This is a genomic window from Geodermatophilus maliterrae, from assembly GCF_041018925.1.
Lineage (GTDB): Bacteria > Actinomycetota > Actinomycetes > Mycobacteriales > Geodermatophilaceae > Geodermatophilus > Geodermatophilus maliterrae.
On record NZ_JBFNXQ010000005.1, the window covers coordinates 102,650 to 115,470 of the forward strand.

Consider the following 12,821-nt stretch of genomic DNA (forward strand, 5'->3'; position numbering starts at 1 on the left):
CCATTCCGCGTCGCAGTCGAGGCGTCGGTGCGGATGGTGGCCGTGTAGTGGGACCACACCCGGCGCCCGTCCGGATCCGCGGTCGGCCCCGATGATCTGCAGGGTCGACCAATCAGGCAGCACACCAGCCCCCTTGGCGTCGAGCACCGCGTGGCGCAGCTAGGCGCGCAGGCCGGCCGTCGCCCGCGCCAGCTGCTCGAACGGCGGCGCGGTCGACGCCTCATGGAGGGCCACACGCCATGCTCTCCCCCGGCTCCCCACCCAGGAACACAGTGATCACCGGCGTCACTCCCGTGGGTTGCCGTGCGTGGCGCCGCCCGCTGAGCGGCCATCTCGCTGCGGTGACCGTCTCCATCCGACTGCTCGACGAGCGCCGCTTCGACCCACCCCGCCATGTGTAGGTCCACAACGACGGCCAGTGGTGGCTCGGTGAGCAGAGCGCCTGGCGACTGTGCGACGACGGCTTTGGCGGCGTGCGGCAGTCACCTGGGTCCGGGAGCACGACTACGGCCGCGGGCCGGCACCTCACCAGCGTGCCGCCCGACCGCATCCGCGTCCGCCGCTGACCCCGAGAAGGTCAGCCGCACCGAGACACCGGCCGGCACTCCGCGCACCGGGATCGAGCCACCGGGCACGAGGCAGATCCGGCCTGGTCGTCCGCGCAGGAGCGCATGACCGGGCTGTCGACCAACAGCAGCCACCGGCACGCCGACACCACGCACCCCGTCCTGCTGGACGAGGAGCGCGGCGTCGCACCTCCGTGCGCGCCATCGCCGACGTCGTCCAGGCAGTACGGGCCGGGACGCCGCTTCCCCGGGCTGACGCACCGTGCGTCGGATCATCCGCAAGTCGACATCCGGGTCCGCGAGCTCCTCGAGCCTGCCCGGAAGCGACCCCGCCCAGGTCGTGGGAGTGCGGCCACCGCCGGGCCCGGATCTCCTCGCTGGCCGAGGACGGGACCCGGACTCGGCGGTGAGCAGGCAGGATCCGCTACCGACGGTGCACTGCAGCCGCGGCCGCGGTCAGCGGGACACCGGCTCCGGCGCGGTCGCCGCGGCAGCGGTCGCCGCAGGCGCCTCCGGGGCGGGCAACCGGAGCCGCTTGAGCAGGAGGGCGTTGACCGCGACGAGGAAGCTGGACCCGGACATCGACAGGGCGGCGATCTCCGGCCGCAGTACCAGGCCGAACGCCGGTTCGAACACGCCGGCGGCGATCGGCAGGGCGATGGCGTTGTAGCCGATCGCCCAGCCGAGGTTCTGCCGCATCTTGCGCAGCGTGCCGCGGCCGATGGTGAGCGCGGTGGGGACGTCGAGCGGGTCGGAGCGCATGAGGACCACGTCGGCGGTCTCGATGGCCACGTCGGTGCCGGCACCGATCGCGATGCCGAGGTCGGCCTGCGCCAGGGCAGGTGCGTCGTTCACCCCGTCACCGACCATCGCGACCCGCTTGCCGGCCCGCTGCAGCTGGGTGATCATGGCGGCCTTGTCGCCGGGCAGGACGTCGGCGATCACGGTGTCGATGCCCAGCTGGCCGGCGATCCGCCGGGCGGTGGCCTCGTTGTCGCCGCTGAGCATGACGACCTCCACACCGGCCTCGTGCAGCGCGGCCACCGCGGCGGCCGAGGTCTCCCGCGGGGCGTCGGCCAGGGCGATCACCCCGGCCGCACGGCCGTCGACGGCGACGAGGACGGCGGTGCGGCCGCTGCCGGCCAGCTCGTCCCGGCGGGCGCCGAGCGTGCCGAGGTCGACGCCCTCGTCGGCCATGAGCTTGGCGTTGCCCACCAGCACCCGGTGGCCGGCGACCTCGGCGGATGCGCCCCGGCCGGGGACGTTGTGGAAGCCGCCGGCGGCCAGCGCCGGCACGCCGAGGGCGTCGGCGTGCGCGGCGACGGCGGCGGCCAGCGGGTGCTCGGACTCCCGCTCCACCGCCGCGGCCAGCGCCAGGACGTCCTCGGCGGCCATCCCGTCGACGACGACGTCGGTGACCTCGGGCTCCCCCTTCGTCAGGGTGCCGGTCTTGTCCATCACCACGGTGTCGATCCGGGCGGCGGTCTCCAGCGCGGTGGCGTTCTTGAACAGCACGCCGCGCCGGGCGCCGAGACCGGTGCCGACCATGATCGCCGTCGGGGTGGCCAGGCCCAGGGCGTCCGGGCAGGTGATCACGACGACGGTGATCGCGAAGAGCATGGCCATGGAGAGGGCGGCGCCGGCCAGCAGCCAGACCGCGAGGGTGAGGCCGCCACCGATCAGCGCGACGAGCACCAGCCAGAACGCCGCCCGGTCGGCCAGCCGCTGGCCCGGGGCCTTCGAGTTCTGCGCCTCCTGCACCATCTGCACGATCTGCGCCAACGCGGTGTCGGCGCCGACCTTCGTCGCCCGGACGCGCAGGGTGCCGGTGGTGTTGACCGAGGCGCCGATGACCGCGTCGCCGGGCGCCTTGTGCACCGGCAGGCTCTCGCCGGTGACCATCGACTCGTCGACCTCGGAGTGGCCGTCCTCGACCACCCCGTCGACCGGGATCTTCGCGCCCGGCCGTACGAGCAGCAGGTCCCCGACGACGACCTCGGCGGTGGGCACCTCCACCGGCTGCCCGTCGCGGAGCACGACGGCACGCGGCGGTGCCAGTTCCAGCAGCGTGCGGATGGCGTCGTTGGCGCCGCCGCGGGCGCGCATCTCGAACCAGTGGCCGAGCAGCACGAAGGCGGTGAGCACCGTGGCGGCCTCGTAGAAGACCTCCCCGCCCCCGGTCAGCGTGATGACCAGGCTGTACAGCCAGCCCGCGCCGACCGCGACGGCGACCAGCACCATCATGTCCAGCGTCTTCGCGCGCAGTGCCCGCCAGGCGCCGTCGAAGAAGATCCAGGCTGACCAGAAGACCACCGGCAGCGACAGGAGGAGCGAGAAGACGTCGTCGCGCAGGCCGAACGGCGCCGGCGCGGTGAAGCCGAGCACCTCCCGGCCGATCGGCGACCACAGCAGGATCGGTACCGACAGCAGCGCCGCGACGACGAAGCGGTTGCGCATGTCCCTGGCCATGTCGTCCATCGACATGCCGGCGTGGTGGCCGCCGTGGCCCATCGCGTCCTGGGGCGTCATCCCGCCGTGTCCGCCGTGACCCGTCTCGTGACCGGCGTGAGGAGCCTGTCCGTGGTCGCCTCTCCCGGCGTCCGCGGTCGGCCGGTGGCCGGCGTGGTGGTCATGCGCGTGCGGCTCTGCGGCGGGGTCGCACACGTGCCGGGGTACCGACTGCCCGGCGCAGTGGTAGCCGCAGTCGCGGATCCACGCGGTGAGGTCGGCCACCGAGGTACGTGTGGGGTCGTAGGTGACCGTGGCGGTCTGGCCCACGGGGTTGGCCTCGACGCCCAGGACGCCGGGGCGCCGGCCGAGCACGCGCTCGACGGTCGCCTTCTCCGACGCCCAGTGCACGCCGGCGACCTCCAGCACGGTTGTCGTCTGGTCTCCTGCCATGACCTCTCCTCTCCCGGTCCACCGCGGGCCTGTGGGCGCGCGGGTCTGTCGGTGAGTGGGTTGTGGGTGCGGCCGCTCAGCGTGCCGCGGTGGTCTCCCGTGGTGCGTCACTGGTGGCGTCGGCTGCCGCTTCCGGGCGCACGCCGGCCGGGGCCGCACCGTTGGCGGTGCGGAAGCGGCGCAGCCGCAGGCTGTTGGTGACGACGAACACCGAGGAGAACGCCATCGCCGCGCCGGCGAGCATGGGGTTGAGCAGCCCGGCGGCGGCCAGCGGGAGTGCGGCGACGTTGTAGGCGAAGGCCCAGAGCAGGTTGCCCTTGATGGTGCTCAGGGTCCTGCGGGACAGCCGGATGGCGTCGGAAGCGGCGCGCAGGTCGCCGCGGACCAGCGTGAGGTCGCTGGCCTCGATGGCCACGTCGGTGCCGGTGCCCATCGCCAGGCCGAGGTCGGCCTGGGCGAGTGCGGCGGCGTCGTTGACGCCGTCGCCCACCATCGCCACGACCTTGCCCTGCTCCTGCAGCCGGCGGACGACGTCGACCTTGTCGGCGGGCAGCACCTCGGCGATGACCTCGTCGATGCCCACCTGAGCCGCGACGGACCGGGCGACGGTGGCGTTGTCACCGGTCAGCAGCACCGGCGTCAGGCCCAGCTCACGGAACTGGCGGATGGCCTCCGCGGAGGTGTCCTTGATGACGTCGGCGACCACGAGGACGCCGCGGGCGGCGCCGTCCCAGGCGACGGCCACGGCCGTCCTGCCCTCGACCTCGGCCGCGGTCTTCGCCTGCTCCAGTTCCGGGCCGAGGAGCTGGGACCACTCGGCCAGCAGCCGGGGGCGTCCGACGAGCACCGCGTGCCCGTCGACGATGCCCTGTACGCCGAGGCCCTCGACGTTGGTGAAGTCCTCCACGGCCGGCAGGTCGCCGACGGCCTCGGCGGCGCCGGTCGCGATGGCCCGGGCGATCGGGTGCTCGGAGGCGTCCTCCAGGGCACCGGCCAGCCGCAGCACCTGGGCGCGGTCCTCGCCAGGAGCGGCGACGACGTCGAGCAGGGTCATCCGGCCGGTGGTGACGGTGCCGGTCTTGTCCAGGACGACGGTGTCCACGCGGCGGGTGTTCTCCAGCACCTCAGGGCCCTTGATGAGGATGCCGAGCTGGGCGCCGCGGCCGGTGCCGACCATGAGTGCGGTCGGTGTGGCCAGGCCCAGCGCGCAGGGGCAGGCGATGATCAGGACGGCGACCGCGGCGGTGAAGGCGGCGGCCAGTCCGCCGCCGGTGCCGAGCCAGAAGCCGAGGGTGCCGACGGCGAGCGCGATGACGATCGGGACGAAGACGCCCGAGACGCGGTCGGCGAGGCGCTGCACCTGCGCCTTGCCGTTCTGGGCGTCCTCGACCAGCCGGGCCGTCTGGGCGAGCTGGGTGTCGGCGCCGATGCGGGTGGCGCGGACGACGAGCCGGCCGCCGGCGTTGACGGTGGCGCCGATGAGGGCGTCGCCGGGTCCGACCTCGACCGGCACGGACTCGCCGGTGAGCATGGAGGCGTCGACCGCCGAGGAGCCCTCGGTGATCACGCCGTCGGTGCCGATCTTCTCGCCGGGGCGGACGACGAACAGGTCACCCACGGCCAGCTGGTCGACGGGGATCCGCTGCTCACGCCCGCCGCGCAGGGCCGAGACCTCCTTCGCGCCCAGCTCGAGCAGCGCACGCAGAGCGGCGCCGGCGCGACGCTTGGAGCGGGCCTCGAAGTAGCGCCCGGCGAGGATGAACGTGGTGACCCCGGCGGCGACCTCGAGGTAGATGTTCCCCGATCCGTCGGTGCGGGCGATGGTCAGCTCGAACGGGTGGGTCATGCCGGGCTCGCCGGCGGTGCCCCAGAAGAGCGCGTACACCGACCAGGCCAGCGCGGCGAGGGTGCCCATCGAGATGAGCGTGTCCATCGTGGCCGCGCCGTGGCGGAGGTTGGTCCAGGCTGCCTTGTGGAACGGCCACGCCCCCCACACCACCACCGGCGCGGCGAGGGTGAGCGAGAGCCACTGCCAGTAGGTGAACTGCAGCGCGGGGATCATCGCCGTCGTCACCACCGGGACGGTGAGGACGGCCGAGATGAGCAGCCGCTGCCGCAGGGTGCGGACGTGGTCGTCGCCCTCCGAGGCGTCCGGCTGCCCGCCGTCGGTCTGGGCCTTCGGGGGTTCGGGCAGGTGGGCGGTGTAGCCGGTCCTCTCCACCGTCGCGATGAGGTCGGCGGGCGTGACGTCGCCGGTGACGGTGACCCTCGCCTTCTCGGTGGCGTAGTTGACCGTGGCGGTGACGCCGTCGAGCCGGTTGAGCTTCTTCTCGATGCGCGCCGCGCAGGAGGCGCAGGTCATCCCGCCGATCGCCAGCTCGACGTGGTCGTCGCCGGCCCGGGCCGAGGGGGTCGTGTTCTGTGTCGCGGAGCTCATCGTCTTCCTCCTCGGAGCGCGCTCGCGGTGGTGAGGGAGTGGGCGTCAGCCGTGGGCGTGGCCGTCGTCGCCGTGCCCACCCCCGTCGCCGGTGGCCGGGGTCCCGCCGCCGGTCGGTGCCGTGACGGGATCACCAGCGCGGACGGTGAACTCGGCGGTGCGGACGACGTCGCCGTGCTGGAAGTCCAGGAACAGCCGGTAGTCCCCCGCCGAGGGGGCGGTGGCGGAGAAGGTGATGTCCGGGCCGGGCGCGGTGGTGCCGTCGCCGGGCTCGCCGGCCGGGTGCACGTGCAGGTAGGCCAGGTCGCCGTCGCGGAGGGCGACCAGGTGCCCGTAGGCGGCCAGGTAGGGCTGCAGGTCGGTGACCGGCCGGCCGTCCCGGCTGACCGACAGGGTCAGCTCGGACTCGGCGCCGGGGGTCAGCTGCCCGTCGAGGGTCACGGTGTACCCGTCGACCTCGGCCGTGGTCGACGGCTCGGGCAGCGGCTGCGGGACGAGGTCGCCGGCGACGGCGACGTCGGCGCCCAGGACGAGCGCGGCGTCCTCGCCGGCGGGGTCGAAGTCGGCGAACAGCCGCCAGGTGCCGGCGGTCAGCTCCAGCGGGATCGACCAGGTGCCGTCGGCGGCCAGGTCGGGGTGCACGTGCTGGTACCCGGTCAGGTCCCGGCGCACGGCGATCAGGTGCAGGTCCTCGTCGTGGGCGGTGTCGTAGGCGGTCACCGGGCGCCCGTCGGGACCGAGGATCCGGAAGGACACCGGGGTGGCCTCTCCGGCCGGGAGCTGGCCGGCCACGTCGAGGGTGTAGCCACCCTCCGAGATCTGCAGGCCGCCGGGCACGTGGTCGACGGCGGATGCCTGCGGTGCACTGGTGTCCATCGGGGACTGCGTGTGCGACCCGGTGGAGGAGGCGGTGTCGTGGGTGGCGGTGTCGTCGGCGGCCGCGCCGACGGGGCCGGCCACCGAGCCGATGCCGGCGGCGGCGCCGAAGACGGCGACCAGGCCGAGCGCGTAGGCGCCGAGCCGGGTGGGGGTGTTCATCGTGGTCCTTCCTGCAAGTGGCGTCCGGAGAGCCGGGAGAAGCCGGGCCGGGCCGGCGGGCAGTCAGGAGCGGACGAGGCGGGCGATCGCCTCGGAGGCCTCGCGGACCTTCTCCTCGGCTTCGGGGCCGCCCTTCTGCGCGGCGTCGACCACGCAGCCGGCCAAGTGCTCGTCGAGCAGGCCGAGGGAGAACGACTGCAGCGCGCGGGTCGCCGCCGACACCTGGGTGAGGATGTCGATGCAGTACTTGTCGTCCTCGACCATGCGCTGCAACCCGCGGATCTGGCCCTCGATGCGGCGCAGCCGCTTGAGGTGCTCGTCCTTCGCGTGGGTGTAGCTGGCCATGTCGGTCTCCTCGTGCAGTCAGCAGGTGCGGTGGGGAAGCGGGAAGTGGAGCGGAGCGCCGGGTCCGTCGGGCAGCCGGCGCCCCGCTCCGGACCGGGTCAGGCCGGTACGACCTCGTAGCCGGCCTCGTCGACCGCCGCGGCGACCGCGTCGGCGGGCACCGGCTGGTCGGCCTCGACGGTCACCCGGCCGGCAGACACGTCGACCTGCACCCCGGTGACACCGGGGATCTTCGAGACCTCCTCGGTCACCGCGCTGGCGCAGTGGCCGCAGGTCATCCCCCGGACGGCGTAGTCGGTGGTGCTCACGGTGGTCCTCCTCTCGAGGGTTAGTACCCCCTAGCGGTATGCGGTACAAGATGTACCCCCATGGGGTACATCCCGCAAGGGGCTGTGGCGCTCGTCTCGCGCACGCCTGCACCGCTACGCCGAGGCCGAAGGCGGCCGGCCAGGGTCACGTCCTGCCCTCGTCGCCTCGTCGTCGCGGCGCGCGTCACTGCGATGTCGTCGTCGTAGCCTCGAGCGCGTGAGGACGGTGGTGCACGGCTGGGCGGCGGTGCTGCTGCTGGCCTCGGTCTTCCTCGGGCACGGGTTGCAGTGCAGCCCGGCAGCCGGCCACCCCACGAACGCCGTCCACGGCCAGGGCTCCCCCACCGTGTCGGTGGCGCTCACGGCCACCGACGCCCACCGGACCGACCCCACCGCCCACGCCGCCGAGAGCCCGGCGATGGCTGCGCCGGCCGCACACACCGCGGCGACAGCCGCCACCACCGCCGACAGCACACCCGGGCACTGGCACGGCCTGCCCGGTCATCTGTGGATGGTCTGCCTGGCGGTGCTCGCCGCCGGCCTGGCCGTCCTGCTCGCCGTCCTCGCACCCCGGCTGGTCGGGCTGGCATCGCTCCTCACGGCCCTGCCGGAACTGCGAGGCGCTCGCTGGCCCACGCCGCTGCGGCCGCCGGAGCTGTCTTCACTCTGCGTCCTGCGGATCTAGGCCGACCGCTCGACCGTCCCGCCCCAGCACAGCTGCCGCGGCGGCGGTCCGCGCACGCCTCCATCCAGCAACGACCGCAGGAGAACACCCTCATGAACCGCACCACCGCACGCGTCACCGGCCTGACCGGCGCTCTGCTCGCCGGCGCGCTCGTCCTCGCCGGCTGCTCGAGCGACTCCGCCCACGAGGGCATGTCCGGTATGTCCGACAGCGCCTCAGCCAGCTCCTCGGCCGGGGCGTCCGCCGATGCCTCGGCGGAGTTCAGCGACGCCGACGTCGCCTTCGCCCAGGGCATGCTGCCCCATCACCAGCAGGCCGTGGAGATGGCGCAGCTGGCCGGCGAGCGGGCCGCCGACCCCCGGGTGCAGGACCTCGCCGCCCGCATCGAGGACGCGCAGGGACCGGAGATCGAGACCCTGACCGGCTGGCTGGAGGACTGGGGCGTCGAGACCAGCAGCTCCAGCGGGATGGACCACGGCAGCATGGAACACGGCGACATGGGCGGGATGATGTCCAGCGAGGACATGGAGTCCCTGGCCAACGCCTCCGGCGCCGAGTTCGACCGGATGTTCCTGCAGATGATGGTCGAGCACCACCGCGGCGCAACGGCGATGGCCGAGGCGGAACTGGCCGACGGGCGGAACCGCGACGCACTCGCGATGGCCGAGGACATCCGCGACACCCAGACGGCCGAGATCGCCGAGATGGAGCAGCTGCTGGCGGAGTTCGGCGGCTGAACCGGACCCCGGCGGGGCGGGAGCCGACCTACCCCGCCCCGTCGCGGCCGCTGCCCCGCCCCCCATTTCGCGCAGCCTCGGAGGCCTGCATGTTCCCGCCCCGCTCCATCCGCCTCACGCCCTACAGCCCCGCAGCCGGCGCCCCTGCGATCCGCGTCCTGATCGCCGCCGTCCTGGCCGCCGCACTCGCCGGCTGCTCGAGCGCCGGTCCAGCACCGGCGGCCGGTCCGTCGACTTCCGCCGCGGCGGCGCTGGAGCTGACCCATGTGCACGGCGCCGCGTTCGACCCCGGCGACGGCGGCTTGCGGCTGCCGACCCACCACGCCTGCTCACCGTCGGAGAGCAGGGGCTCACCACGGTCGGACCGGTGCTCGACCTGATGGGGTTCACCGTCGCCGGCCCCGGCCACTACCTGGCCTCGGGCCATCCCGGCCTGCACGTCGACCTACCCCAGCCGGTCGGGTTGATCGAGACCACCGACGGCGGGCACACCTGGACGCCGCTGTCCCGGCAGGGCCAGTCGGACTTCCACGCCCTCACCGTCAGCGACACGGGCGTCCTCGGCTACGACGGCACGCTGGTCGCCAGTCCCGACGGACAGACCTGGGCGCCGCTGGCCATTCCGGCCGAGCCGCACACGCTCGCCGCCGCCCCCGATGGCGGCCAGGTGCTGGCGACCACCGAGCAGGGCCTGCTGCGCTCGACCGACGATGGCGCTACCTGGGTTCTCGACGCCGATGCACCGCTGCTGCAGGTCGTCACCTGGGCCGACAGGACCACGGCGGTCGGCGTCGACCCGGCTGGCACCCTGTGGACGTCGGTCGACGCCGCCGACACCTGGCAGCCCGGGACGCAGCTCGGCTCCCCGCCGCAGGCGGTGGCCGCAGCCGCGACCGGCGACGGGCTGCGGATCGCCGCGGTCACCGTCGACGTCGTCCTGGAGTCGGTCGACGGCGGCCGCACGTTCACCGAAGCCTTCAGCGGCTGACCCCTCACCGCGCGGTGGCGGGGAGTTGCAAGGTGGACTGCGTCCCTACGGTCGGGAGGTGGACCTCGATGCGACCCACTCCGTGGAACTGTCGGGACGCGACCTGATGACGCTCCGGGCAGCGTTGAAGGCCTACCTGCACGCGTTCGGGGAGCACCGCCATCTCGATGGTGGGAGCACCCACCCGGATGAGGACTGGCAACAGCTGCAGCGGCAGGTCGGGGCACTCATCTGGCGGCTGGAGGAGGCGGGAGTGGAGCCGGGCGCAACGGTGACCCACAGCGCAGTAGCCGTCGACCCGCACGATCCGGACGACCGCATCCTTCCCCAGCCACCGTGAGCGGACACCCGGGACGCCACGGTGGACCTCGGGGGCGGCCGACCGTGGCGTCCGCGGTCAGCCGAGGGAGCCGATCAACTCGCGGCAGGCGGCTTCGCACCGGCGGCACGCGTCGGCGCAGATCCGGCAGTGCTCGTGCATCTCGGCGTGCTGAGCGCACTCGTCCCCGCAGGCCTTGCACGCCGCAGCGCACGCCTCGAGCACCGCGCGGGTGAGGTTGGCGTCGTAGCCGGTGTGCCGTGACAGCACCCGACCGGTGGCGTCGCAGACGTCGGCGCAGTCGGCGTTGCTGCGGATGCACTTGGTCAGCTCGGCGACCATGTCCTCGCTGAGGCACGCATCGGCGCACGCGGTGCAGGCCTGCGCGCACTCGAAGCACGCCTCGATGCAGGCGGTCAGCTTGGCCTTGTCGATCCCGCCGAGGTCCTTCGGGTAGGTGTCGAGCATCTGCGCGGCGACGGTCATCGCATCCTCCGATGCCTACCCGGCGGCGCGGCAACGGGCCGCCGCCGGCGACGCCCCGGGCAGCTGGCGATTGGTCTACCCAGCCGGCCCCAGCTCACCCCAGCTGCACCCACCGTCATCACCGGGCTCCACCCGGCAGCCGGAACCCGGCCAGGATCACCGTGACGATCCGGCGCATCGCAACCTCCGACCGCATGTCGCCAACCGCGGACAGCGCGCTGAGCACGTAGCCAGCGGCGAACAGCACCCCACGCACGACGCCGACCACGGCCTCGGTCGCCAGGCTGACGGGCACGACCCGGCCGACGCCCGCCGGACATCGGCGGCCGACAACGTCTTCGTCTCGGTGCGCGCGATCAGCCACGCCCACAGCCCCAGCGGACGGGACAGCAGCAGTGCGAACAGGCTGGCGAGGTCCAGCCGCGGCCCCGGGCGCGAAGGGAGCCGGACACTGGCGCCCGGTCAGGACCGGGGATACAGCCCCGACAGGGTGACCGAGACGAGCCGGTGGACAGCGGCCTCGGACGGCAGGGCGGCGGCGGCGGTCAAGGCGTGCAGGCAGTACACCGCGAGCTCGCCAGGAACGACGTCGGTCCGGAGCCCGCCGGTGGCCGCCGCCTCTGCGAGCAGGCCACCGAGAAGGTCGAGTAGCTGTTGCTCCGCGCGCGCGACGTGCTCACCTCGATGAAGCAGCGCCCCCAGCTCCCCGGTTCCGTGGCGTCCGCGGTGGTGAGAGATGAACGCGTAGGTCGTGAGCACGGCCTCGAGCCGGGCGTCGGCGTCGCCGGGCCCGTCGCGGAGCTCGGCCAGCTGGGCCAGGTGCTGCGTGACGTGGCGCTGGTGGCACGCCAGCAGGACCGCCTCGACGTCGGGGAAGTACTTGTACAGCGTCGCGCGGCCGATTCCGGCCGCCTCCGCGATCTGCGACATCGTCACCGACAGCAGGCCGTGCTCGGCCACCAGCGACCAGGCGGCATCCAGGATCGCGTCGTGCACCGTCTGGCGATGCGTCTCGATGGTCTCCGTCCACAGTCGGGGCACGCTGGTAAGCGTACGGCCCGACACTCCCGTGACACCATGTACTGCGCTAGACAGAATGTCTCGATAAGGGCGGAAAGCTATGGCGCTGTAGGAACAGGAGACCTCCGATGACCGAGCCCGGTCGCCGCACCGACGCCGAGAGTGAGACCCCGCCGCGCATGCCGCGCTGGGTGCGGATGACGTTGATCGTCGTCGGCGTGCTGGTCGTGCTCTTCGTCGCCCTGCGGCTCACCGGCGTGGGCGGGGAGCACGGGCCCGGCCGGCACCTGTCCGGCCTGGGCGCGCCGTCCGTCGCCGTGGCCGTCTTGGCGCCACCGATGGCCTGGACGCGATGAACGCCCGCGCCCGATGAGCACGGCGCCGGGGTTGCGCAGGGCCGTCCTCACCGCGCACGTGGTGACGTCGGTCGGTTGGCTGGGCGCCGTCCTCGCCTACCTCGCGCTCGACGTCACGGCGTCGACCAGCGCGGACGCCGAGGTGGTCCGCGCCGCGTACGTCGCGATGGAGCTGACCGTCGTCTACGCCATCGTTCCGGTGGCCGTCACGTCGGTGGTCATCGGCGTGATCAACGCGCTGGGCACGTCGTGGGGCCTGTTCCAGCACTACTGGGTCGTGCTGAAGCTGCTGCTCACCCTCGTGGCCAGCGCGGTTCTGCTGGCGGAGACGCCCACGATCAGGTCGCTGGCCGAGGCCGCCGGCTCCGACGCCGACCCGCGCGGGCTGCCGGGCACGCTGCCGCACTCTGTCGGGAGCCTGATCGTCCTGCTCGTCGTCACGGTGGTCTCGATCTACAAGCCCCGGGGCCTGACGCGCTACGGCTGGCGCAGGCAGCAGGCGCAGCGGCGAGCTCCGCGCCAACCGTCGGCGTCACGAGCGGCATCCGGGCCGTCCGCGCCGGCGAACGAGGAGGTCGCATGAACGGGGTCCCGGCCGACGTCGGCCGGGACCCCGTCGGGTTCAGTGCTGGTGG

At 73.5% G+C, this 12,821-nt stretch carries 15 protein-coding genes; 7 read left to right on the plus strand and 8 right to left on the minus strand.

What is annotated here, in order from left to right:
* Positions 1–1,022: 1,022 nt before the first annotated feature.
* The 5 genes from ABQ292_RS03190 to ABQ292_RS03210 all read right to left on the minus strand — a co-directional run bounded on the left by ABQ292_RS03190 (position 1,023) and on the right by ABQ292_RS03210 (position 7,595).
* The gene (locus tag ABQ292_RS03190) at positions 1,023–3,467 is read right to left on the minus strand and encodes a heavy metal translocating P-type ATPase (RefSeq protein WP_369203136.1); all 2,445 of its coding nucleotides are present in this window, start codon (positions 3,465–3,467) and stop codon (positions 1,023–1,025) included.
* Between the two features lie 76 nt (positions 3,468–3,543).
* Positions 3,544–5,904, minus strand: coding sequence for a heavy metal translocating P-type ATPase (locus ABQ292_RS03195; RefSeq protein WP_369203138.1), 2,361 nt, complete (start codon positions 5,902–5,904; stop codon positions 3,544–3,546).
* Between the two features lie 45 nt (positions 5,905–5,949).
* Entirely contained in the window at positions 5,950–6,942 is a 993-nt protein-coding gene (locus tag ABQ292_RS03200) for a DUF8832 domain-containing protein (protein ID WP_369203140.1), read from the minus strand.
* 63 nt (positions 6,943–7,005) lie between these two features.
* Positions 7,006–7,287, minus strand: coding sequence for a metal-sensitive transcriptional regulator (locus tag ABQ292_RS03205; RefSeq protein WP_093578989.1), 282 nt, complete (start codon positions 7,285–7,287; stop codon positions 7,006–7,008).
* A gap of 98 nt (positions 7,288–7,385) precedes the next feature.
* A complete protein-coding gene (locus ABQ292_RS03210) occupies positions 7,386–7,595 on the minus strand; it encodes a heavy-metal-associated domain-containing protein (RefSeq protein WP_369203142.1) in 210 nt (69 codons plus the stop codon).
* A gap of 217 nt (positions 7,596–7,812) precedes the next feature.
* On the opposite strand from ABQ292_RS03210, the gene ABQ292_RS03215 reads away from it, so the two are divergent.
* From ABQ292_RS03215 to ABQ292_RS03235, 5 genes are all read left to right on the plus strand, one after another.
* A complete protein-coding gene (locus ABQ292_RS03215; RefSeq protein WP_369203144.1) occupies positions 7,813–8,280 on the plus strand; it encodes a hypothetical protein in 468 nt (155 codons plus the stop codon).
* A 92-nt stretch (positions 8,281–8,372) separates the two neighbouring features.
* Complete coding sequence (locus ABQ292_RS03220; protein WP_369203146.1) at positions 8,373–9,017, plus strand: DUF305 domain-containing protein; 645 nt, start codon at positions 8,373–8,375, stop codon at positions 9,015–9,017.
* Between the two features lie 89 nt (positions 9,018–9,106).
* The gene (locus ABQ292_RS03225) at positions 9,107–9,397 is read left to right on the plus strand and encodes a hypothetical protein (RefSeq protein WP_369203148.1); all 291 of its coding nucleotides are present in this window, start codon (positions 9,107–9,109) and stop codon (positions 9,395–9,397) included.
* Complete coding sequence (locus ABQ292_RS03230; protein WP_369203167.1) at positions 9,343–10,005, plus strand: F510_1955 family glycosylhydrolase; 663 nt, start codon at positions 9,343–9,345, stop codon at positions 10,003–10,005. The genes ABQ292_RS03225 and ABQ292_RS03230 overlap by 55 nt, the downstream gene beginning before the upstream one ends.
* Before the next feature lie 58 nt (positions 10,006–10,063).
* Positions 10,064–10,345: a hypothetical protein gene (locus tag ABQ292_RS03235; RefSeq protein WP_369203150.1), complete on the plus strand. Its 282-nt coding sequence runs from the start codon at positions 10,064–10,066 to the stop codon at positions 10,343–10,345.
* Positions 10,346–10,402: 57 nt separating this feature from the next.
* Here ABQ292_RS03235 and ABQ292_RS03240 read toward each other — a convergent pair whose 3' ends face one another.
* The 3 genes from ABQ292_RS03240 to ABQ292_RS03250 all read right to left on the minus strand — a co-directional run bounded on the left by ABQ292_RS03240 (position 10,403) and on the right by ABQ292_RS03250 (position 11,875).
* Positions 10,403–10,810 carry a four-helix bundle copper-binding protein gene (locus ABQ292_RS03240; RefSeq protein ID WP_369203152.1) on the minus strand — a complete coding sequence of 136 codons (408 nt, stop codon included), beginning with the start codon at positions 10,808–10,810 and terminating at the stop codon, positions 10,403–10,405.
* Between the two features lie 118 nt (positions 10,811–10,928).
* On the minus strand, positions 10,929–11,174 hold the full coding sequence (locus tag ABQ292_RS03245; protein WP_369203154.1) for a hypothetical protein: 246 nt from the start codon (positions 11,172–11,174) through the stop codon (positions 10,929–10,931).
* A gap of 98 nt (positions 11,175–11,272) precedes the next feature.
* A complete protein-coding gene (locus tag ABQ292_RS03250) occupies positions 11,273–11,875 on the minus strand; it encodes a TetR/AcrR family transcriptional regulator (protein ID WP_369203156.1) in 603 nt (200 codons plus the stop codon).
* A gap of 83 nt (positions 11,876–11,958) precedes the next feature.
* On the opposite strand from ABQ292_RS03250, the gene ABQ292_RS03255 reads away from it, so the two are divergent.
* Together ABQ292_RS03255 and ABQ292_RS03260 are read left to right on the plus strand one after the other, a co-directional pair.
* The gene (locus tag ABQ292_RS03255; protein ID WP_369203158.1) at positions 11,959–12,186 is read left to right on the plus strand and encodes a hypothetical protein; all 228 of its coding nucleotides are present in this window, start codon (positions 11,959–11,961) and stop codon (positions 12,184–12,186) included.
* A 13-nt stretch (positions 12,187–12,199) separates the two neighbouring features.
* The gene (locus ABQ292_RS03260; protein ID WP_369203160.1) at positions 12,200–12,769 is read left to right on the plus strand and encodes a hypothetical protein; all 570 of its coding nucleotides are present in this window, start codon (positions 12,200–12,202) and stop codon (positions 12,767–12,769) included.
* Positions 12,770–12,821: the final 52 nt, after the last annotated feature.